The following is a 22,528-nucleotide window of genomic DNA, read 5'->3' on the forward strand; positions in this document are numbered from 1 at the left end:
AATATGCGGAATACCATGATGACGCGCGCCGTGCGGCTGGCGCTGGGCGTGGGGGCGGCGGCCGGCCTGCTCGGCAACGCGGTGGCGCAGGACGCCGCCGCGCCGGCATCGGCGCCGCTGCCGAAAGTGGAAATCACCGGCTCGGCCATCAAGCGCATCGAATCGGAAACCGCGCTGCCGGTGCAGGTGATCACCCGTGAAGAAATCGATAAAGTCGGCGTCACCACCGCCAGCGAAATCCTGGCGCGGCTGTCGGCCAACGTCGGCGGCCTGACCGACGGCGTCTCGATCACCGACGGCAAGGATCAGCGCGGCTTCAACAGCGCCAACCTGCGCGGCATCGGCACCTCTTCCACCCTGGTGCTGTTGAACGGCCGCCGCATGGCCAATTTCGCCTCGCCCGGCGACGATACCGGCGTTGACCTCAACAACATCCCGGCCGCCGCCATCGCCCGCGTGGAAGTGCTGCTCGACGGCGCCTCGGCGCTGTACGGCACCGACGCCATCGGCGGCGTGATCAACTTCATCACCCGCAAGGATTTCCAGGGCGTGGAGCTGAACGCCTACGGCCTGAAAACCAAGGAAGGCGGCGCCGGCAAGCGCACCGCCAGCATCACCGCCGGCTATGGCGACCTGGCCCAGCACGGCTTCAATGTGTTTGCCGTGGCCGACTTCCAGCGCACCGACGCGCTGTCGACCTCGCAGCGCGGCTTCATCAACGACCTGCATATCGCCGAGCGCCTGCCGCACCTGCTGTCGGGCTACACCTCGCCGGCCAATATCCGCCTGACCGGCGCCCAGCGCGACTACCTCAACGACCAGGGCTTCACCATCAACGGCAAGCCGCTGACCAACCGCACCATCAACCCGGCGGTGCCGAACTGCAACCCGCCGGCCAATCTGTACCTGCCCGACGGCACCGGCGGCGTCGACGCCTGCACCTACAACTACATGGGCGACACCGAGCTGTACCCGAAATCGGAGAAGGCCAACTTCCTGTCGCGCGGCGTGGTGCAGATCAACCCGGAAAACCAGCTGTACGCCGAGGTGGCGCTGAGCCGCGCCAAGACCTATTACGCGGCCTCGTCGGCGCGCGTGACCGGCTATATCGACTACCGCCTGGTGCCGGCGCTGGCCAAGTACAACCTGCTGTCGGACGAGGCCAGCGCCGACGACGACGTGCCCGGCGAAGTGCAGCTGAACATGCGCCTGTTCGAGGCTGGCCGCCGCACCTCGGAGCTGACCAGCGAGAGCCAGCGCTACGTGGTCGGCTGGACCGGCAGCCACAACGGCTGGGACTACGACTTCGGCTTCAATCACAGCGTCAACGTGGTCAAGGACCGCGACACCCACGGCTACCTGCTGTACGACAAGCTGATGCAGGGCATTGCCGACGGCCTGGTCAACCCGTTCGGCCCGTCCAGCGCCGAGGGCATCAAGCTGCTCAACAGCATCCAGGTCAACGACGAGGTGCGCCACGCGCGCGGCACCATGGACTCGCTCGATTTCAAGCTGTCGCACCCGGTCGGCGAACTGGCCGGCGGCGAGGCCGCGCTGGCCGTGGGCGGCGAGGTGCGCCGTGAGAAGACCGCCTACCGGCCGTCGGCGCTGCTGCTGAGCGACAACATCAACAACGACTTCGCGCCGGTCGGCGGCGAGGCCACCAGCTATGCGCGCAACATCAAGGCGGTGTACGGCGAGCTGCTGCTGCCGCTCACCAAGCAGCTCGAGGCGCAGCTGTCGGCGCGCTACGACCACTACCAGGTGGTCGGCGGCGCGGCCAGCCCGAAGGTCGGCCTCAGCTACATGCCGGCCAAGAGCATGCTGTTCCGCGCCTCGGCCGGGCGCGGCTTCCGCGCGCCGTCGATGACCGACCTGTACCGTCCGATGCAGGTCAGCCACATGGCCACCCTGCCGGATCCCACCTATTGCGCCACCGTCGACAACAGCTATGCCGACTGCGCCAACGCCTGGGAAACCCACCGCTACGCGAATCCAAACCTGAAACCGGAGCGCAGCCGCCAGTTCTCGGCCGGCATGGTGCTGCAGCCGAGCAAGCAGGTGCTGCTGTCGATCGACTACTGGAACATCAAGCGCACCGACCTGATCGCCGAAATCGGCGACGACGTGCTGCTGGCCAACTCGACCAAGTACGCCAGCCTGATCCACCGCGATGAAGACCAGTACATCGAATACGTCGACCTGTACAAGGAAAACCGCGGCGCCCAGAAAGCGGCTGGCATTGACCTGACCATCGACTACAAGGGCGTGAAGACCTGGGCCGGCAACTTCGGCGGCCGCCTGAGCGGCACCTATGTGACCGACTCCAAGATCCAGAACGAAAAGGACAGCCCTTACGTCAGCAATCTGGGCCGCTTTGTCACCGACGGCGTGGTGCAGCGCTGGCGCCATACCATCACCCTGGACTGGGACAGCGGCCCGTTCGCGGCCAGCCTGTCGAACACCTTCAGCAGCGGCTATGAAGACCAGAACTCGGCCATCAACACCGACGACGGCAGCGTGGTCAAGGCCAACCGCGTCAAGTCCTACTCGCTGTGGGATCTGACCGGCGCCTGGCAGGCCACCAAGGCGATCAAGGTGCGGGCCGGCATCCAGAATCTGGCCGATACCGCGCCGCCGTTCTCGAACCAGGCTTACCACTTCATTTCCGGCTACGACCCGACCTACACCGACGTCCGCGGCCGCCGCTTCTATGCCAGTGTAAATTACGCATTCAAGTAATGCGTTTTTAAGCAATTGCTTGGTATCATCTGGCACTGGACGGGATCGGAAGGGGAACATGAAAGTAACTGGTTTGAGGCTGCAGCACCTGTGCATGCGTTTCTGCATGCTCTGGCTGCTGGTGTGGGCGGGCGCCGCGCAGGCGGCGGCCACCACGCCGGTGCCCAAGGTACAGGTGCCGGGCAAGAGCAGCAAGCCAGCCAAGGCGGTGCCGCCGCCCAAGCCGGTGCTGGCGCCGCCGGCGGGCAACCTGGTGATCATCGGCGGCGGCCTGCGCACCGAGAATGCCGAGGTGTGGCAGCGCATCGTCCAGCTGGCCGGCGGCAAGGGCGCGCGCATCGGCGTGTTCGGCTCGGCCTCGATCAACCCGGAAAACGCCGCGCAGGCCACGGTCAACAAGCTCAATCAGTACGGCGCCCAGGCGTTTGCGATTCCGCTGGGCGTGACCTGGCCCAACAGCGATTACCGCAAGGCCGCCGAAGACCCGGAAGTGATTGCCATGATTCACTCGGCCACCGGGATTTATTTCACCGGCGGCGACCAGGCCCGCATCTCGCGCGCGCTGGTGCGCCCGGACGGCACGCACACGGCGGCGCTGGACGCGGTGTGGGACGTGTACCGCGACGGCGGCGTGATTGCCGGCTCCAGCGCCGGCGCCGCCATCATGAGCACCACCATGTTTTACGACGCCAAGTCGACCCTTGATATGCTCAAGCAGGGCGTCAACGACGGCCATGAGATATCGGCCGGCCTCGGCTTCATCGGCGACGATGTGTTTGTCGACCAGCACCTGCTGGTGCGCGGCCGCTTTGCGCGCATGATCCCGGTGATGCTGAAGAAGGGCTATCAGATCGGCCTCGGCATCGACGAGAACACCGCCATGGTGGTCAACGCCAAGCGCGATGTGGAAATCATCGGCTACAGCGGCGCGCTGCTGCTCGACTTGTCGGCGGCGATTACCGACCGCGGCATCAAGGGCTTTAATATTTCCAACGCGACGATCAGCTATCTGGATCGCGGCGACAAGTTTAATTTGGTGACGCGCGAGTTTACGCCGTCGCCGGACAAGGCCGACAACAAGCTCGATCCGAACCAGCCGGACACGCGCGAGCCGGTCTATACCAACGATATCCTGGGCAATAACGCGGTGCTGGACTTGATGGTCAACCTGATCGACAACGCCCAGCAGGAAGCCATCGGCATCGCTTTTGGCAATCCGCGCGACTTCAACCCCGAGCTGGGCTTCGAGTTCAGGTTCAGCAAGACCATCAACAGCGTCGGCTACAGCTCCACCGAGGTGGAGGCCTACTCGGTGCTCAAGCTGCGCCTGGACATCCGGCCGATCCAGCTGCAGCAGCCGCTGTACCGCTACCGCTGACGCGCATTCAGGTATATTAATGGGGTTAAGAGCGCGCGCGGCACCACCCCAACCCGCACACCGTTTGCTTCAGGGTCTGACCCCGTACGGGGTCAGACCCTTTCGTTCGGGGTGCAATCGCGCAGCACTGCCAACCCGTCTAGCCCCTTTGTCGGAGCCTGTATGCGCATGGTTCTCAAATTCCTGTTACACGCGGCGCTGATGCTGGCCGTGCCGGCGTCGGCCGCGCCCGCCGCGCCATCGGCCAAGGGCGCGCTGGTCATCATCGGCGGCGGCCTGAAACCCGATAACGACGCGGTCTGGCAGCGCATCGTCGCGCTGGCCGGCGGCAAGGGCGCGCGCATCGCGGTATTCGCCTCGGCCGCCGCCGACCCGGCCCCGGTGGCGGCCGCCATCGTCGACTACCTGAACCGCTACGGCGCCGACGCTTTCCAGGTTCCCTTGGCCGTCAAGCTGGCCGACAGCGACTACCGCAAGGCCGCCGACGACCCGCTGCTGGCCGACGCCGTGCGCGGCGCCGGCGGCGTGTTTTTCTCCGGCGGCGACCAGGCCCGCATCACCCAGGCGCTGGTGCGCCCGGACGGCACCCGCAGCGCGGTGCTGGAGGCGGTATGGGAGGTGTACCGCAACGGCGGCGTGGTGGCCGGCAACAGCGCCGGCGCGGCCGTGATGAGCAGTACCATGTTTTATGCGCCCAAGACCGTGTTTGCCACCCTGCGCGGCGGCGTCACCGAGGGCCAGGAAATCGCTCCCGGCCTCGGCTTCATCGGCGACGATGTGTTTGTCGACCAGCACTTTCTGGTGCGCGGCCGCTTTGCGCGCATGATCCCGGCCATGCTGAAGAAGGGCTACAAGTACGGCCTCGGCATCGATGAGAACACCGCCATGGTGGTCGATGCGCAGCGCCGCGTGGAAATCGTCGGCAGCAAGGGCGCGCTGCTGGTCGACCTGACGCGCGCCACCACCGATGCCGCCAGCGCCGGCTTCAACGTCAGCAACGCCGTGATCAGCTACCTCGACCGCGGCGACCTGTACGACCTGGCCAGCCACACTTTCACGCCGTCCGAGGCCAAGGCCGGCGGCAAGCTGACGGCGCGGCGCGACCTGCTGGCCGAGCCGGTGTTCTCGCCCGATATCCTGGGCCGCAACGCGCTGGTCGAGCTGATGGAAAACCTGGTCAACAGCCGCCGCACCGAGGCCATCGGCATTGCCACCAGCGGCCGCAACACGGCGCTGCCGGAGCTGGGCTTCCAGTTCACGCTCAGCAAGACCCGCGACAGCGCCGGCTACGCCTCGGCCGCGCCGCACAGCTACTCCATCCTGCGCCTGCGCCTCGACATCCGCCCGCTCGACATCGGCCAGTCGCTCGGCGCGCAATAGCCCGGGGCGGGCTCGCCGCCGTGCCGGCCGCGGGCTTACAATGGCGGTCACGTTTTCAACTGACCGCCAAGGACTCCCATGATCCGCTACCTCACCTCCGTGCTGGCGCTGTGCGCCTCGGCCGCCTTGCCGGCGCTGGCCGCGCAGCCGGCCACCGTGCGCCTCGACTACCTCCACAGCGGCAACGCGCTTGACGAGCACTACGCCGCCGAACGCGTGGTGATCGAGCCGCTGCCGTGGCCCGGCAGCATGGCGCAAACCATCGACAACACCAACCGCGGTAACAATATGGTGGAAGTAGTGGACGCCAAGACCGGCAAGCTGCTGTACTCGCGCGGCTTCTCCACCGTGTTTGCCGAGTGGCGCAGCACCGAAGAAGCAGCGCGCAGCAACCGCGGCTTCCAGGAGTCCGTGCGTTTCCCCAAGCCCGAGCAGCCGGTCAAGGTGCGCATCCTCAAGCGCGATGAACGCAATCTGTTCTCTGTGGTGTGGACCACCGAGGTCGACCCAAACGCCATGGACGTGATCCGCAAGCAGCCGCCGGCGCCGGCCAAGCCGATCGGCATCCGCGTCAACGGTCCCTCTGAAGACAAGGTCGACCTGCTGATCGTCGGCGACGGCTATACCAAGGCCGACATGAAGAAATTCGAGGCCGCCGCGCGCCGCCTGGCCGACCACCTGTTTGCCACCTCGCCGTTCAAGGAGCGCGCCCAGGATTTCAACGTCTGGGCCATCGCGCTGCCGACCAGCGAATCGGGCGTGTCGCGCCCCTCGACCGGCGTGCACAAGGAATCGCCGCTGGGCACGCGCTACGATATCTTCGGCAGCGAGCGCTATGTGCTGACCACCGACAACCGCGCCCTGCGCGAGCTGGCGCAGTACGCGCCGTATGAGTTCATCGAGATTCTGGTGAACAATGAGACCTACGGCGGCGGCGGCATCTTCGGCCAGTTCAGCACGGCGGCGGCCGACAATGACTGGGCCAACTACCTGTTCGTGCACGAATTCGGCCACCACTTTGCCGGCCTGGCCGACGAGTACTACACCTCGCCGGTGGCCTACGCCACCGGCGGCGAGCGCCGCGAACCGTGGGAGCCGAACGCCACCGCGCTGCAAGACCCGGCCAATCTCAAGTGGAAGAAGTTCGTGAAAGAGGGCACGCCGCTGCCGACGCCATGGCCGAAGCAGACCTACGAGACCGCCGCGCGCGCGTTCCAGAAAGAACGCGCCGCGCTGCGCGCCAACCAGCGCCCGGAGGCGGAAATGAGCGCGCTGTTCACCCGCGACCTCCAGCAAAGCACGGCGCTGTTCTCGGCCGATCCGCACCGCCACACGGTGGGTGCGTTCGAGGGCGCCAACTACGAGGCGACCGGCTATTACCGCCCCGAGATGCAATGCATCATGTTCGACCGCAGCGAGACCTTCTGCTCGGTGTGCGCGCAGGCGATCACCGCCATCATCGACCTGTACGCGGCGCCGAAACGGTAATTGTGTACGTCAGCGTACAGAGTGTGTATCGGAGTGAACATAAGATTTGTCTCACGCACTCCAACAACACCGAAAGGGATACACCATGAATAAGATTATCGCCACGCTGATCGCCGGCCTGTTTGCCACCGCCGCCTTTGCGCAATCGTCGGATGTCGTGAAAGCCCAGGCCGAAGCCAACAAGGATATCGCCAAGGCCGAACAGAAGGAAATGAAAGCCGACGCCAAGGCCGACAAGAAGGCCAACAAGGCCATTGCCAAGGCCGACAAGGTGCACGAAGAGCAGCAAGCCAAGGTTGCGGTAGAAGCGGCCAAGGCCAACGAGAAAGTGGCCAAGGCCGATCCTGAAGACAAGGCCAAGGCCGCCGCCAAGGGCGACAAGGCCATCGCGAAAGCCGAGGAAAAGGCCGACAAGAAAACCGTGAAGGCCGACGCCAAGGCGATCAAGGCCGCAGTGGACGCCACCGAAGACAAAGCGCTGGCCGCCAACAAGACCGCCGCTGTCAAGGCCAAGGCTGACGCCGAGGTGAAGGAAGCCGCCGCCAAGCACTAAGCACTAACCCAAAGCGATGCAGGGTCTGACCCCATGCGGGGTCAGACCCTACGTCTTAGGCATGAGCCGCAGCGTCATTAGCACCCGGGGTCGGACCCTACGGGTCCGACCCCACGCCCGCCGCAGTGCGGGTTAAACAATAGGCACCAAGCCGGTCGGCTTGATTTTGGTCGCCAGCTCTTTGCCCTTGCGCGCGCGCTTGCCGAAGTGCACCGCCAGCGCCGACGCCGACAGTTTCTCTTCCTGCGCCTTGCCGCCGCGCCCGGTGCCAAACACGGTCACGCCTTTCTGGCTGATCGGCTTGGCCGCCAGCAGGGTTTCCTTGTCGGCCAGCTCCATCAGGATCACGCCGCGCCCGCCATTGGTCAGCACTTTCATTTCGTCCATGCCAAACACCAGCACCCGCGCGCCCGACGACAGCACCGCTACCGCGCTGGCCGTATCCGGGATCACGGTCGGCGGCAGCGGCACGTCGCCATCGTCCAGCGTAATAAACGATTTGCCGCCCTTGATGCGGCTGACCATGTCGCCGGCCTTGGTCTCGAAGCCGAAACCGGCGCTGGTGGCCAGCAGCAAGCGGGTGGCGGCGGCGCCGGCAAAGTAGTGCAGGATGCGCGCGCCCGGCGCCAGGTCGATCAGGGTGGTGACCGGCACGCCGTCGCCGCGCGCGTTCGGCAAGGCCGCCACCGGCACCGAGTACACTTTGCCGTTGCTGCCGAACGCCAGCAGGTGGTCGACCGTGCGGCATTCGAACGCGCCATAAAGGCTGTCGCCGGCCTTGAAGGTGAATTGGGTCGCGTCGTGGCCGATGCCGGTGCGGGCGCGGATCCAGCCCTTCTCGGAAATGATCACGGTGACCGGCTCGTCCACCACTTTCTGCTCGACCACGGCTTTTTGCGCTTCTTCGATCAGGGTGCGGCGCGCGTCGCCATAGGTCTTGGCGTCGCTCTCGATTTCCTTGATGATGGCGCGCTTCATCGACGATGGATTGTCCAGCAGGTCTTGCAGCATCTGCTTTTCCTTGCGCAGCTCGGCCAGCTCTTGCTCGATCTTGATCGCTTCCAGCCGCGCCAGCTGGCGCAGGCGGATTTCCAGGATGTCTTCGGCCTGGATCTCGGACAGCTTGAAGCGCGCGATCAGCGCCGCTTTCGGTTCGTCCGAGTTGCGGATGATGTGGATCACTTCATCGATATTGAGCAGGATGGTCTGCCGGCCTTCCAGGATGTGGATGCGCGCGTCCACCTTGCCCAGCTTGTACTGGGTGCGGCGGGTGACGGTGGCGAAGCGGAAGCTGATCCATTCGCTCAGGATGTCGCTCAGGCCTTTCTGGCGCGGACGGCCGTCGCCGCCGATCATCACCAGGTTGATCGAGGCCGACGATTCCAGTGAGGTGTGCGCCAGCAGCAGCAGCATGAATTCGGTCTGATCCTGGTTTTTCGATTTCGGCTCGAACACCAGGCGCACCGGCGCCGCGCGGCCCGATTCGTCGCGGATGGTGTCGAGCGAATTGAGGATCAGCGATTTCAGCGCCAGCTGTTCCGGCGACAGGGCTTTCTTGCCCAGCTTGATCTTTGGATTGGTCAGTTCTTCGATTTCTTCCAGCACTTTTTGCGCCGAGGTGCCCGGCGGCAGTTCGGTCACCACCGCCTGCCACTGGCCGCGCGCCAGTTCTTCGATTTTCCAGCGCGCCCGCACTTTCATCGAGCCGCGCCCGCTCGCGTACATATCGGCGATCTGCGCCGGCGGCGTGATGATCTGGCCGCCGCCCGGGAAGTCGGGGCCCGGCACCAGCGCCATCAGCTCGCTGTGGGTGATCTTAGGATTGCGGATCATGGCGACGGCCGCCTGCGCCACTTCGCCCAGGTTGTGCGACGGGATTTCGGTGGCCAGGCCGACCGCGATGCCGGAGGCGCCGTTCAACAGCACCATCGGCAGGCGCGCCGGCAGCAGGCACGGTTCTTCGGTCGAGCCGTCGTAGTTGGCCTGGAAGTCGACGGTGCCGAGGTTGATTTCGTCCAGCAGCACTTTGGCGATCGGCGTCAGGCGCGCCTCGGTGTAGCGCATTGCCGCCGCGCCGTCGCCGTCGCGCGAGCCGAAGTTGCCCTGGCCGTCGATCAGCGGGTAGCGCAGCGAGAAGTCCTGCGCCATGCGCACCATGGCGTCGTACACCGACTGGTCGCCGTGCGGGTGCAGCTTGCCCAGCACGTCGCCGACCACGGTGGCCGATTTGCGCGGCTTGGCGGCGCTGTTCAGGCCCATTTCGTTCATCGCGTACAGGATGCGGCGCTGCACCGGCTTCTGGCCGTCGCAGACGTCGGGCAGGGCGCGGCCTTTGACCACCGAGATGGCGTAGTCGAGGTAGGCGCGCTCGGCAAACGTGGACAGGGTCAGCGCGTCGCCGCCGTCGCCATTGTCGCCGCCGCCGAACATGCCGTTGTCGTCGCCGCCGCCGCCGTTGCCGCCGTCGCCGTCGCCGCCATCGTCAGCGCCGCCATCGTCAGCGCCGCCATCGTCAGCGCCGCCATCGTCGGCGGCCGGCTGGATCTCGGCATGGATGGCTGCTGCCACTGCCGGCGCAGGCGCCGCTTGCACTTCGGCCGGCGTGTCGGCTGGCGCCTCGTCCGGCGCCGGTTCGTCAAAGAGATTTGCTTGAGTCATGGTGTGTTTGCTTGTGTAGTCTGTCCCGCGGCGTTCCGGCTTGCGCCGGAATGACGATGGTGCATCAAATATCTGCTTCGGCTTCGTTGCCGTGTTCCTCGATCCAGGCGCGGCGCGCGGCTGCTTCGCCTTTGCCCATCAGCATGTTGAAGCGGGCCGCCGCTTCGTGCAGGCCAAAGCCGCCCAGCGCCACCGGCAACAGGCGCCGGGTGTCCGGGTTCATGGTGGTTTCCCACAGCTGCTCGGCGTTCATCTCGCCCAGGCCCTTGAAGCGCGAGATCGACCACGCGCCTTCCTTCAGGCCGTCCTTGCGCAGCTTGTCCTCGATCGCCACCAGTTCGCCGTCGTCCAGCGCGTACAGCTTCTGGATCGGCTTTTTGCCGCGCGCCGGCGCGTCCACCCGGTACAGCGGCGGCCGGGCGATGCAGATGTGGCCTTTGGCGATCAGCGCCGGGAAGTGGCGGAAGAACAAGGTCAGCAGCAGCACCTGGATGTGCGAGCCGTCGACGTCGGCATCGGACAGGATGCAGATTTTGCCGTAGCGCAGGCCCGACAGGTCGGGCGTGTCGTTGGGCGTGTGCGGGTCGACGCCGATGGCCACCGAAATATCGTGGATCTCGTTGTTGGCAAACAGGCGGTCTTTATCGGTTTCCCACGAGTTCAAGACCTTGCCGCGCAATGGCAAAATGGCCTGGAATTCCTTGTCGCGGCCCATCTTGGCCGAGCCGCCGGCCGAGTCGCCCTCGACCAGGAACAGCTCGGTACGCTCGGTGTCGGTCGATTCGCAGTCGGTCAGCTTGCCCGGCAACACGGCCACGCCCGAGGATTTCTTTTTCTCGACTTTTTGCGCCGAGCGCAGCCGCGACTGCGCCTGCTTGATCACCAGCTCGGCCAGCTTCTTGCCGTAGTCGACGTGGTGGTTGAGCCACAGTTCCAGCGCCGGCTTGGAGAAGCTCGACACCAGGCGCACCGCGTCGCGCGAGTTCAGGCGCTCCTTGATCTGGCCCTGGAACTGCGGATCGAGCACCTTGGCCGACAGCACGAACGAGGCGCGCGCAAACACGTCTTCCGGCAGCAGCTTGACGCCTTTCGGCAGCAGCGAGTGCATTTCGACGAAGTTTTTGACGGCGCCGTACAGGCCGTCGCGCAAGCCCGATTCGTGGGTGCCGCCGTTCGGCGTCGGGATCAGGTTGACATACGATTCGCGCACGATGGCGCCTTGCTCGGTCCACGCCACCACCCACGAGGCGCCTTCGCCCTCGGCAAAGCCTTCGGCGTCGGGGCCGGCAAACTGCTCGCCCTCGAACAGCGGGATCAGGGTCTCGCCGTCGCTCGCTTGCGCCAGCGCCTCGGTCAGGTAGCCGCGCAGGCCGTCCTTGTACTGCCAGGTCTGCGATTCGCCGCTCTTGGCGTTGTTCAGCGTGACCGACACGCCCGGCAGCAGCACCGCTTTCGAGCGCAACAGGCGCTGCAGCTCGGTTTGCGAGATGGCGGCGGAGTCAAAATACTTGGCGTCCGGCCACACGGTAACGCGGGTGCCGGATTTCTTGGCGTCGCGCGGCGCCACCACCGAGCTCAATGGCTCGACCACGTCGCCGTGCTCGAATACCAGGTGGTGCAGGCCGGTGCCGTTCGGCTCCTTGCGCCACACCGTGATCTCCAGGCGCTTGGACAGCGCGTTGGTGACCGACACGCCGACGCCGTGCAGGCCGCCCGAGAAGGCGTAGGCGCCGCCCTTGCCCTTGTCGAACTTGCCGCCGGCGTGCAGCCGGGTAAACACGATTTCCACCGTCGGCACGCCTTCTTCCGGGTGCAGGCCGACCGGGATGCCGCGGCCGTCGTCCTCGACGGTCACGCTGCCGTCGGCGTTCTGGGTCACGATGATGGTGTTGCAATTGCCGCCCAGCGCCTCGTCGGCGGCATTGTCGATCACTTCCTGGATGATGTGCAGCGGGTTCTCGGTGCGGGTGTACATGCCCGGGCGTTGCTTGACGGGCTCCAGTCCCTTGAGGACGCGGATGGAGGATTCGCTGTAGTCGGAAACGGGTTTTTTAGTGGCCATACGGGCAAGCTTGTTTTCTTGATACTGGGTTTATGTACAGTTCGTGCATTGTTTTGCGTATTCTATCCTCAACTGCGCAGGCTGCGCGGCAAAAATTGCGCGCCGCGCAATTTATACACGATGTTTACAACGCTGCCCCGCCTTTTTAGACCGTTTTTACGCCGCGATCGATAAGCTTTCTCCCATCGAAACCAGTTCACGGAGGTCTGTCATGCACGCCTTTTTCCACACCCAGGCCGCCCAGCGCCGCGCCAAGCCGGCCCGTGCGGCCCGTGCCTGCCTGATGCAGCTGACCGTGGACGCGGCCGCCGTGACCGAACTGCGGGCGCTGGTGATGCGCACCTGCGGCGAGGCGATGCAGTTCATGCGGGTCGAGGCCTGCGACCACGGCACCCGCGTCAAGGTCTGGCTGTGCCTGTCGCGGGCGCTGGCCGGGCAGGTGATGGTGGCCGTGATGCGCGCCTTGCCGGGCGCCGAGTTTGGCCGCATGACGGCGCTGGCGCGGGGCACGGCGTGATAGTCACCATCGCCAGCCCGTGCGGCGGGGCCGACAAGGCCATCGTTGCCAACAACCTGGCGCTGCTGCGCGCGCGTGCCGGGCGGCGCGTGATGCTGGTCGATACCGACCCGAAAGCGCAGTCCTGCGCCTGGTGCAGCGAGATGGCGGCGGCCGGCGTGACGCCGCGCGTGGCCGCCCGCGTGATTACCGGGCGCGCCCTGCTGGGCGAGCTGGAACTGCTGCGCACCCGCTATAACGACATTGTGATCGACACCGAGGGCCGCGACACGGCCGAGAGCCGCGCCGCGCTGATCGCCGCGCGGCTGGCGGTGGTGCCGGTGACGCCGCAGCAAGTCGATCTGGGCAGCCAGTACAAGCTGATTGCCCGCCTGAATTCCGCGCGCATGTTCAATCCCGGCTTGCGCGTGCTGTTTGTACTGGTCGGCGTCGACGGCGCACCCAGCGACGAGGAGCGCGCCGCGGTGCGCGCCTACGTGGCGCGGGTGATGTCGGCCACGCTGGCCAGCACCATTATTCGCGGCGCCGCGCCGGCCGATATGGACGCGCTGTACCGCGAAGTTTTTAACCACTGATGTTAACCACTGATGCACTGATAGGAAGTAGAACATGAAGAAATTAGTACTTGCCGCAGCCGTCGTTGCTGCCTTTGCCGCCCACACCGCCCGCGCCGAAGACGCACCGGCGCCGGCCGCCGTGCCGGATAACGCGGTCAGCTTCAACGTGGCGGTGGCCAGCGACTACCGCTATCGCGGCATTTCGCAAACGCGCTTGCAGCCGGCTTTGCAGGGCGGCGCCGATTACGTGAACAATCCGACCGGCTTTTATGCCGGCGCGTGGGCCTCGACCATTACCTGGATCAAGGATGCGGGCGGCGATGGCAGCGTCGAGCTGGACCTGTATGCGGGCAAGCGCGGCCAAGTGAGCGAGGCGCTGTCGTATGACGTCGGCGTGCTGACTTATGTTTATGCTTCCAATGCGCTGCCGGTCAGCGCCAATACCACCGAGATTTACGGCCAGCTCGGTTACGGCCCGGCCTACGCTAAATATTCGCATTCGGTGACCAATCTGTTTGGCTTTGCAGACAGCAAAAACAGTGGCTACCTGGATCTGGGCGCCAACATCGATGCCGGCGATGGCTATACCATCAACCTGCACGCCGGCCGCCAGGAGGTGAAGCACAACGATGCTGCCTCGTACACCGACTGGAAGCTGGGCGTGACCAAGGACTTCGGCGTGGTGACCGGCGCGCTGGCCGTGATCGGCACCAACGCCCAGGAATCGGCCTACACCTCGGCCGCCAACAACAAGTTCCTCGGCAAAACCGCGCTGCAACTGATGATCAGCAAGGTTTTTTAAGCAGTGATTGAAGCGCGCGCCGCAGCATGCTTATGATGCTTGCGGCGCTTGCTTAAATAGTTGGGTGATTGCGGTATTTTGCTGCGCGCGGCAGGTGTCGGCTAGCACCCATTGTCCGCTGCCGGGAAAGCGCAGCCAAATGGCTTTCCAGGCATTGCGATTGCCGCTGCCTTGCAGGTTGGCAAAGTCCGATGGCGACAGCGATTGCTCGCCGCATTTAATTTCCGCATTCTGTACGGTGGCGAAGTAGGGCGCCCGGCCAAAGCGCGCGCGCAGCCTGGTGCCTTCAGGAAGAAAGACCTGTTTCCATTGATAGCCTGCGTCGCTTGCGGCAGGCTGCTGCGCTTGTGCTTGATCTGCCGGCGGCGGCTGCATGTAGGCACGGATCGCTTCGCAGATGATGGGTTCGAGCGCAATGTTGGACCACAGTATGCCGGTGAAGTCGCCGAGCTCTCGCAGTAGCTCGGCATCTATGCGGACGGGAATGTCGAGAGCAGACATGATGGGGGTCTCCGAAAATGGCGTTTTACTAAAACCTACTAATCCTTACTAATGCTTACTAGAGCGTGCTATTTCTTACTAAAGTGTTAGAGCGGCTGGGCGGCTGTTAGTTCCATTAGTACGAAATAGCAGGGATTAGTAAGGTCTAGTAAGGATTAGTAGGTTTTAGTAAAACGCCAAAAAAAGACACCCCACACACCTATGCCCTCCAGGCCGGGCGGAAAATTTCGCGGTAGAGGTGGCGGACTTCGGGGGCGCAGAGTTTGCGGTCGGCCTTGTAGGCGTGCAGTTCCAGTTCGCTGTGGCGCGAGTGGTAGGTATCGGCGCTGTCGTCGAGGACGAGGGTGTCGGCCAAGCGGGCTTGCGGCAGCTGGGCGACGAACACCAGCAGGCAGCCGGCCTGGTGCGCGGTGAGCGGGCGGCGGCCGTGCGCCACCGTGACCAGCACGCGCACGCCGGGATTGATGCGCTGCGCCACTTGCAAGCGGGCCAGCAGCGCAGCGTAGTCGTCCGGCTGCTCCAGCGATTCAGGATGCAGCAGCGCCAGAATCACGCTGGCCCGTTTCAGCGAGGCATCGGCCTTGATGGCGCCGTGCGGCGAGGCATCGACCACCAGATCATCATAAAGCTGCGCATCATAAGCGCCGGGATTGGGCGAGACCAGCAGCACGCGCTTGCCGGCGGCCACGCGCAGCATGGCCAGATCCTCGGCCAGATCGGAGACGGCGCTGTCGCCGTCGACACCAGTGAGCGCGACGATCATATGGCCGCCATGGCGTGCGCCAGCGAATAGCGCGCCGTGCCATCAGAGGCCGCAGCTGCGGCCGGCCCGGCGGCCCCCGCCGCCGTCGCATCGGCGCCGACGCCGGCATAGGCAGCGCCTGCGCCTGCGCCCGCGGCAGAGCGGTAGACCGGCATGCTGTCCAACGCTTCCAAGGCCGCTGCCAGCTTCTCCTTGCAAGCCAAGGTCGCCGGCACCATCGGCAAGCGCAATTCATCGCGCAGCAAGCCCTGCATGCTGAGCGCCGCCTTCAACGGCGCCGGATTCGGCTCCGAGAACAGCAGCTGCATCATCGGCAGCAGCGCCGCCGCCAGCGCGCGCGCCTCGCGCAAACGCTGCGCGCGCACCAGGTCATACAGCTGCACATACAAATCGGTACGGATATGCGCCGACGCCGAAATCGCCCCATGGCCGCCGCCGCACAGGGCCGAGAACAGCAGCACATCATCGCCGCACAGCATCGCCAGCGGCGTCTGCTGCACCAAGTCCAGCATCTGGCGCAGGCTGCCGCCGGCTTCCTTGATGGCGGCAAACTGCGGCCGCCTGGCCAGGCGCAAGGCCGTCGCCAGCTCCAGGTTGACGCCGGTGCGCGCCGGCACGTTGTACAGCACGATAGGCCGCGAAGTGGCATCGGCAATCGTCTCGAAGTGGCGCAGCAGACCCTCCTGCGACGGCCGCACATAGGCCGGCGTCGAGACCAGATAGCCGGCCAAGTCCGCGTCGTCAAACTCCAGCACCCGGCTGGCGGCGGCAAAAGTGTCGCTGCCGCCGATGCCCATCAGCACCGGGCAGCGCTTGTGCGCCACCTCCAGCACCGCCGCCAGCGCCGCGCTCTGCTCGGCCAGGTCCAGCTGCGGCGCTTCGCCGGTGGTGCCGCACACCACCAGGCCGTGCGCGCCGTCGCCGATCACGCGGTCGGCGAGGCGCTGCAGGCAGGCTAAATCCAGCTCGCCGTGCTGCATCGGCGTCACCAGCGGCACCCAGATGCCGTGTAAACAAGTGTCCATGATATTCACCAGTAGTTGCGATGGCTCCAGCCTAGCGAGACGGCCGTAAAAACGTTCTAAAGAATCCCGCGCCGGGCGTAAAGAAAACGTAAATTTTTACGCCTTGTTTACACCCCCTCGCCAAGTCTTTACAAAATCTTTAGACCCTTGTGGCTAAGCTTCCTCCTATCAAAACAAGACCTGTGAGGGTGTGATGGACTTAGTATTTATCGGAGCGCTGGTGCTCTTTTACGCAGCAGCCGTGGCCATGGCCGCCGGCTGCGACAAGCTGGGAGGCCAGCCATGAACACGTTCTACGTGATCGGCGCAATCGCGTCGGCCGGCCTGCTGGTGTACCTGGTGGTGGCCTTGCTGAAAGCGGAGGAGCTGTAATATGAGCATGCAATCTACCGTGCTGCTGATCGTGTTCCTGGCGGTGCTGCTGGCACTGGCCTACCCGCTCGGCATCCTCTTGACCCGCATCGGCGACGGCTCGGCCATCCCGGGCATGGGCTGGCTGGCCAAAGTCGAACACCTGATCTACCGCGCCGCCGGCGTCAATCCGAAAGAAGGCCAGGGCTGGAAATCCTACGCCGTCTCGCTGCTGCTGTTCAGCATCATCGGCGCACTGGTCACCTACGCGCTGCAACGGGTGCAAGCGTGGCTGCCCCTGAATCCGCAGGCGATGGCCAACGTCAGCCCGGACTCGGCCTTCGACACCGCCGTCAGCTTTGTTGCCAACACCAACTGGCAGGGTTATAGCGGCGAGCAGACCATGAGCTACCTGACCCAGATGCTGGTGCTGGCCGGCCAGAACTTCTTCTCGGCCGCCACCGGCATCGCCGTGGCCTACGCGCTGATCCGCGGCTTCGCCTCGCGCTCGGCCAAATCGATCGGCAACTTCTGGGTCGACATCGTGCGCTCGACCCTGTACCTGCTGCTGCCGCTGTCGCTGCTGTTTGCCGTGTTCCTGATGGGCCAAGGCGTGATCCAGAACTTCTCGGCGTATAAAGAAGTGCAATTGCTCGACCCGGTCACCTACAGCCAGCCGAAGGTCGGCGCCGACGGCCAGCCGCTGAAAGACGCCAACGGCGAAGTGGTCACCGAAAGCGTGACCGCCACCAGCCAGACCATCGCCATGGGCCCGGTCGCCTCGCAGGAAGCGATCAAGATGCTGGGCACCAACGGCGGCGGCTTCTTCAACGCCAACTCGGCCCACCCGTACGAGAATCCGACCGCATTGAGCAACTTCGTGCAAATGCTGGCCATCTTCCTGATCCCGGCCGGCCTGTGCTTCGCCTTTGGCCGCATGGTCGGCGACCAGCGCCAGGGCTGGGCGGTGCTGGGCGCGATGACGGTGCTGTTCGTACTCTGCACCTGCGTGGTGATGGGCGCCGAGCAAGCGGCCCACCCGGGCCTGCAAGCGCTGGGCGTCGACCAGAGCGCCGGCTATATGGAAGGCAAGGAAACCCGCTTCGGCGTCAGCGCCTCGGCCCTGTTCGCTGCGGTGACCACCGCCGCCTCCTGCGGCGCCGTCAATGCCATGCACGATTCATTCACCCCGATCGGCGGCATGATGCCGATGCTGCTGATCCAGTTCGGCGAAGTGATCTTCGGCGGCGTCGGTTCCGGCCTGTACGGCATGCTGATCTTCGCCATCATGGCGGTGTTCATTGCCGGCCTGATGATCGGCCGCACGCCGGAATACCTGGGCAAGAAAATCCAGTCGTATGAAATGAAAATGACCTCGATCGCGATCCTGGTCACGCCGACGCTGGTACTGGCCGGCACCGCGATTGCCGTGCTGTGCGAGGCCGGCAAGGCCGGCATCGCCAATCCCGGCGCGCACGGCTTCTCGGAAATCCTGTACGCGTTCAGCTCGGCGGCCAACAACAACGGCAGCGCGTTTGCCGGCCTGTCCGCCAACACGCCGTTCTACAACACCCTGCTGGCGATCGCCATGTGGTTTGGCCGCTTCGCCATGATCGTGCCGATCCTGGCGATTGCCGGTTCGCTGGCCGGCAAGCAGCGCCTGGAAGCCAACGCCGGCACCATGCCGACCCACGGCGCCATGTTCATCGGCCTGCTGTGCGGCGTGGTGGTGCTGGTCGGCGTGCTCAATTACGTGCCGGCGCTGGCGCTGGGCCCGGTCGTCGAACACCTGCAGCTGTTTGCAAAATAAGGAGTCACCATGTCACAAGCGAGTACTTTATTCACCAATCCACCGGCCAAGAAGCTGCGCATGTTCGACTCGCAGCTGGTCGTGCCGGCCATCGTTGATGCATTCCGCAAGCTGCACCCGCGCACCCAGCTGCGCAGCCCGGTGATGTTCGTGGTCTACATCGGCAGCATCATCACCACCTTGCTGGCCGTGCAGGCGCTGGGCGGGCAGGGCGAAGCGCCGTTCGGCTTCATTGCCGCCACCGCCGTGTGGCTGTGGTTCACGGTGTTGTTTGCCAACTTCGCCGAGGCGCTGGCCGAGGGCCGCAGCAAGGCGCAAGCGGCGTCGCTGCGCAGCCTGAAGCAAAGCGTGACCGCCAAGAAGCTGGCCACGCCCAAGCACGGCACCACCTGGCTGCCGGCGCCGGCGCTGGACCTGCGCAAGGGCCACTACATCCTGGTCGAAGCGGGCGACGTGATCCCGATCGACGGCGAAGTGATCGAAGGCGTGGCCTCGGTCGACGAGAGCGCCATTACCGGCGAATCGGCGCCGGTGATCCGCGAATCGGGCGGCGACTTCTCGTCCGTCACGGGCGGCACCCGGGTGCTGTCGGACTGGCTGGTGGTGCGCGTGACCGCCAATCCGGGCGAGACCTTCCTCGACCGCATGATCACCATGGTGGAAGGCGCCAAGCGCCAGAAAACGCCCAACGAGATCGCCCTGACCATCCTGCTGGTGGCGCTGACCATCGTATTTTTGGTCGTCACCGTGACCCTGCTGCCGTTCTCGCTGTTCTCGGTGTCGGCCGCCGGCGCCGGCACGCCGGTGACCATCACGGTGCTGATCGCGCTGCTGGTGTGCCTGATCCCGACCACCATCGGCGGCCTGCTGTCGGCCATCGGCGTGGCCGGCATGAGCCGCATGATGCAGGCCAACGTGATTGCCACCTCGGGCCGCGCGGTGGAAGCGGCCGGCGACGTCGACGTGCTGCTGCTCGATAAAACCGGCACCATCACCCTGGGCAACCGCCAGGCCGCGGCCTTCGTGCCGGCGCCGGGCGTGACCGAGCAGCAGCTGGCCGACGTGGCGCAACTGGCCTCGCTGGCCGACGACACGCCGGAAGGGCGCAGCATCGTGGTGCTGGCCAAGCAAAAGTTCAACATCCGCGAACGCGAGATGGCGGCGCTGAACGCGGTATTCGTGCCGTTCACCGCGCAGACCCGCATGAGCGGCGTGGACATCCCGGACGCCGTGCCCACCGCCAGCGGCGCCGCGCCTGCCATGCGCGCCATTCGCAAGGGCGCAGCCGACACCGTGCGTCACTACGTCGCGTCGCTGGGCCAACCGTATCCAGCCGACACCGCGCGCGCCGTGGACGACATCGCGCGCCGCGGCAGCACGCCGCTGGTGGTGGTCGATGGCGGCCGCGTGATGGGCGTGGTGGAACTGAAAGACATCGTCAAAGGCGGCATCAAGGAGCGCTTTGCCGAACTGCGCCGCATGGGCATCAAAACCGTGATGATCACCGGCGACAACAAGCTGACCGCCGCCGCGATAGCCGCCGAAGCGGGCGTCGACGACTTCCTGGCCGAAGCGACGCCGGAAGACAAGTTGAAACTGATCCGCAGCTACCAGTCCGAAGGCCGCTTGGTGGCCATGACCGGCGACGGCACCAACGACGCCCCGGCGCTGGCGCAGGCCGACGTGGCGGTGGCCATGAACTCCGGCACCCAGGCCGCCAAGGAAGCCGGCAATATGGTCGACCTGGATTCGAATCCGACCAAGCTGCTGGAGATCGTCGAAATCGGCAAGCAAATGCTGATGACGCGCGGCTCGCTGACCACCTTCTCGATTTCGAACGACATCGCCAAATACTTCGCCATCATCCCGGCGGCGTTTGTCGGCACCTTCCCGCAGCTGAAGGCGCTGGACGTGATGCAGTTGGCCAGCCCGGCCTCGGCCATCATGTCGGCGGTGATCTTCAACGCCCTGATCATCGTGGTGCTGATCCCGCTGGCGCTGAAAGGCGTGCAGTACCGCGCGATCGGCGCGGTGGCGCTGCTGCGCCGCAACCTGCTGCTGTACGGCGTGGGCGGCATCATCCTGCCGTTCCTCGGCATCAAGGCCATCGACCTGCTGCTGGTCGCCTTCAATCTGGTTTAAGGACTCATCATGACTAAGCAACTCCGTCCCGCCGTCACCGTGTTTGCCGCGCTGACCCTGATCTGCGGCGTACTGTACCCGCTGGCCGTCACCGGCATCGGCAGCGCCGCCTTCCCGGCGCAGGCGGCCGGCAGCATCGTCGAAGTGAACGGCAAGGCCATCGGCTCGTCGCTGATCGGCCAGGCCTTCAGTTCGCCGCAATACTTCTGGGGCCGGCCATCGGCCACCGCGCCGATGCCGAACAACGCGGCCGGCTCGGGCGGCGCCAACCAGGGCCCGACCAACCCGGCCCTGATCGACGCCGTCAAAGGCCGCATCGAGGCGCTGCGCGCGGCCGACCCGGCCAACACCGCCGCCATCCCGATCGAGCTGGTGACCGCCTCGGCCAGCGGCCTCGATCCCGAGATCAGCGTGGCCGGCGCGCGCTACCAGGCCGGCCGGATTGCCGTGGCGCGCAAAATCAGCGTCGAGCAAGTGTGGTCGCTGATCGACGCCCACCAGCAACGACAGTGGCTGGGCTTTTTCGGCGAGACGCGCGTCAACGTGCTGGCGCTGAATCTGGCGCTCGATCGCGCCAAGCCCTACGTGAAAGGGTAAAATCCGCGCATGGCCATGTTTCCCTCCGACTCCGTCCGCCCTGACCCTGATGCGCTGCTGGCGCAGGTGCAGGCGCAGGAGCGCAAGGCCGCGCGCGGCAAACTGCGTATCTACTTCGGCGCCTCGGCCGGCGTGGGCAAAACCTACGCCATGCTGGCCGCCGCGCGCAAGCTGCAGGCCGACGGCCAGCCGGTGCTGGTCGGCGTGGTGGAAACCCACGGCCGCGCCGACACCGCCGCCATGCTGGCCGGCTTGCCGCTGCTGCCGCCGCGCGCGGTGGCGTATCGCGGCAAACAGCTGGCCGAGTTTGACCTCGACGGCGCGCTGGCCCTGCAGCCGCCGCTGATCCTGATGGACGAACTGGCGCACTCCAACGCGCCCGGTTCGCGCCATCCGAAGCGCTGGCAAGACGTCGAGGAGCTGCTGGACGCCGGCATCGACGTGCTGAGCACCGTCAACGTCCAGCACCTGGAAAGCCTGAACGACGTGGTGGGCGGCATCACCGGCATCCGCGTGGCCGAGACCTTGCCCGACACCGTGTTCGACCAGGCCGACGAAGTGGTGCTGGTCGACGTGCCGGCCGACGAACTGCTGGCGCGCCTGCAGGGCGGCAAGGTGTACCCGGCGGCGCAGGCCGAACGGGCCTCGCGCAACTTCTTCCGCAAAGGCAACCTGATCGCCCTGCGCGAGCTGGCGCTGCGGCGCACCGCCGACCGCATCGAAGACGACGTGCGCGCCTACCGGGTGGAAAAATCGATCGCCGACATCTGGAAAACCGGCGCCGCGCTGCTGGCCTGCGTCGGCCCGCGCGCCGACGGCGAACACACCGTGCGCAGCACCGCGCGGCTGGCCAGCCAATTGGGCACCGGCTGGCACGCGGTGTACGTCGAGACGCCGGCCTTGCAGCGCCTGCCGGCCGCGCAGCGCGAGCAGATCCTGAAACACCTCAAGCTGGCCGAAGACCTGGGCGCCACCACCGCCGTGCTGTCCGGCCCCGACATCGCCCACGCGGCGCTCGACTACGCGCGCGGCCACAACCTGTCCAAGCTGGTGCTGGGCCGCGCCCACGGCGGCTGGCTGCGCTGGCCATGGCGCGCGCCGCCCATCAAGCGCCTGGCCGAATACGCGCCCGACCTCGACCTGATCGAAATCGGCGTGCCGCGCAACGAAGCGCCGGCCGCGGCGCCGGCCGTGGCCAGCGG

Annotated in this window: 18 protein-coding genes; 13 read left to right on the top strand and 5 right to left on the bottom strand. The window is 65.7% G+C overall.

Annotated elements, in window-relative coordinates; all coding sequences use genetic code 11:
* The first annotated feature begins 3 nt into the window (after positions 1-3).
* The 5 genes from GTP45_RS24850 to GTP45_RS24870 all read left to right on the top strand — a co-directional run bounded on the left by GTP45_RS24850 (position 4) and on the right by GTP45_RS24870 (position 7,541).
* On the top strand, positions 4-2,742 hold the full coding sequence (locus GTP45_RS24850; RefSeq protein WP_161016540.1) for a TonB-dependent receptor: 2,739 nt from the start codon (positions 4-6) through the stop codon (positions 2,740-2,742).
* Positions 2,743-2,800: 58 nt separating this feature from the next.
* On the top strand, positions 2,801-4,120 hold the full coding sequence (locus GTP45_RS24855) for a cyanophycinase (RefSeq protein WP_161016541.1): 1,320 nt from the start codon (positions 2,801-2,803) through the stop codon (positions 4,118-4,120).
* A gap of 162 nt (positions 4,121-4,282) precedes the next feature.
* Complete coding sequence (locus tag GTP45_RS24860; RefSeq protein WP_161016542.1) at positions 4,283-5,500, top strand: cyanophycinase; 1,218 nt, start codon at positions 4,283-4,285, stop codon at positions 5,498-5,500.
* A gap of 78 nt (positions 5,501-5,578) precedes the next feature.
* Positions 5,579-6,988 carry an IgA Peptidase M64 gene (locus GTP45_RS24865; protein WP_161016543.1) on the top strand — a complete coding sequence of 470 codons (1,410 nt, stop codon included), beginning with the start codon at positions 5,579-5,581 and terminating at the stop codon, positions 6,986-6,988.
* An 85-nt stretch (positions 6,989-7,073) separates the two neighbouring features.
* Positions 7,074-7,541, top strand: a complete 468-nt coding sequence (locus GTP45_RS24870; RefSeq protein ID WP_161016544.1) for a hypothetical protein — start codon at positions 7,074-7,076, stop codon at positions 7,539-7,541.
* 132 nt (positions 7,542-7,673) lie between these two features.
* Here the strand turns inward: GTP45_RS24870 and parC are convergent, their stop codons facing one another.
* Complete coding sequence (parC, locus tag GTP45_RS24875; RefSeq protein ID WP_161016585.1) at positions 7,674-9,971, bottom strand: DNA topoisomerase IV subunit A; 2,298 nt, start codon at positions 9,969-9,971, stop codon at positions 7,674-7,676.
* Between the two features lie 292 nt (positions 9,972-10,263).
* Positions 10,264-12,261 carry a DNA topoisomerase IV subunit B gene (locus tag GTP45_RS24880; RefSeq protein WP_161016545.1) on the bottom strand — a complete coding sequence of 666 codons (1,998 nt, stop codon included), beginning with the start codon at positions 12,259-12,261 and terminating at the stop codon, positions 10,264-10,266.
* A 211-nt stretch (positions 12,262-12,472) separates the two neighbouring features.
* On the opposite strand from GTP45_RS24880, the gene GTP45_RS24885 reads away from it, so the two are divergent.
* The 3 genes from GTP45_RS24885 to GTP45_RS24895 are packed head-to-tail and all read left to right on the top strand — an operon-like array spanning position 12,473 to position 14,137.
* Positions 12,473-12,778, top strand: a complete 306-nt coding sequence (locus tag GTP45_RS24885; RefSeq protein WP_161016546.1) for a hypothetical protein — start codon at positions 12,473-12,475, stop codon at positions 12,776-12,778.
* Positions 12,775-13,353: a ParA family partition ATPase gene (locus GTP45_RS24890; RefSeq protein ID WP_161016547.1), complete on the top strand. Its 579-nt coding sequence runs from the start codon at positions 12,775-12,777 to the stop codon at positions 13,351-13,353. Before GTP45_RS24885 ends, GTP45_RS24890 begins: the two co-directional genes overlap by 4 nt.
* Positions 13,354-13,387: 34 nt before the next feature.
* The gene (locus tag GTP45_RS24895) at positions 13,388-14,137 is read left to right on the top strand and encodes a TorF family putative porin (protein WP_161016548.1); all 750 of its coding nucleotides are present in this window, start codon (positions 13,388-13,390) and stop codon (positions 14,135-14,137) included.
* A 30-nt stretch (positions 14,138-14,167) separates the two neighbouring features.
* Here GTP45_RS24895 and GTP45_RS24900 read toward each other — a convergent pair whose 3' ends face one another.
* The 3 genes from GTP45_RS24900 to dapA all read right to left on the bottom strand — a co-directional run bounded on the left by GTP45_RS24900 (position 14,168) and on the right by dapA (position 16,426).
* Positions 14,168-14,638 (bottom strand): hypothetical protein, encoded by a 471-nt coding sequence (locus tag GTP45_RS24900; RefSeq protein WP_161016549.1) that lies wholly within the window; start codon positions 14,636-14,638, stop codon positions 14,168-14,170.
* Positions 14,639-14,837: 199 nt separating this feature from the next.
* Positions 14,838-15,401 carry a hypothetical protein gene (locus tag GTP45_RS24905; protein WP_161016550.1) on the bottom strand — a complete coding sequence of 188 codons (564 nt, stop codon included), beginning with the start codon at positions 15,399-15,401 and terminating at the stop codon, positions 14,838-14,840.
* A complete protein-coding gene (gene dapA, locus GTP45_RS24910) occupies positions 15,398-16,426 on the bottom strand; it encodes a 4-hydroxy-tetrahydrodipicolinate synthase (RefSeq protein ID WP_161016551.1) in 1,029 nt (342 codons plus the stop codon). Before dapA ends, GTP45_RS24905 begins: the two co-directional genes overlap by 4 nt.
* A gap of 282 nt (positions 16,427-16,708) precedes the next feature.
* Here dapA and kdpF point away from each other — a divergent pair, with 282 nt between their 5' ends.
* The 5 genes from kdpF to GTP45_RS24935 form a co-directional block, all read left to right on the top strand.
* Positions 16,709-16,798: a K(+)-transporting ATPase subunit F gene (gene kdpF, locus GTP45_RS24915; protein ID WP_161016552.1), complete on the top strand. Its 90-nt coding sequence runs from the start codon at positions 16,709-16,711 to the stop codon at positions 16,796-16,798.
* Position 16,799: 1 nt separating this feature from the next.
* Positions 16,800-18,587, top strand: a complete 1,788-nt coding sequence (gene kdpA, locus GTP45_RS24920; protein WP_161016553.1) for a potassium-transporting ATPase subunit KdpA — start codon at positions 16,800-16,802, stop codon at positions 18,585-18,587.
* A 9-nt stretch (positions 18,588-18,596) separates the two neighbouring features.
* Complete coding sequence (gene kdpB / locus GTP45_RS24925) at positions 18,597-20,729, top strand: potassium-transporting ATPase subunit KdpB (RefSeq protein WP_161016554.1); 2,133 nt, start codon at positions 18,597-18,599, stop codon at positions 20,727-20,729.
* Positions 20,730-20,738: 9 nt separating this feature from the next.
* Positions 20,739-21,326 carry a potassium-transporting ATPase subunit KdpC gene (gene kdpC / locus GTP45_RS24930; protein WP_161016555.1) on the top strand — a complete coding sequence of 196 codons (588 nt, stop codon included), beginning with the start codon at positions 20,739-20,741 and terminating at the stop codon, positions 21,324-21,326.
* Between the two features lie 15 nt (positions 21,327-21,341).
* The coding region (locus GTP45_RS24935; RefSeq protein WP_503826747.1) for a KdpD family sensor histidine kinase at positions 21,342-22,528 on the top strand (1,187 nt) is incomplete at its 3' end.

The organism is Duganella rivi (assembly GCF_009857435.1).
Classification (GTDB): domain Bacteria; phylum Pseudomonadota; class Gammaproteobacteria; order Burkholderiales; family Burkholderiaceae_D; genus Rugamonas; species Rugamonas rivi.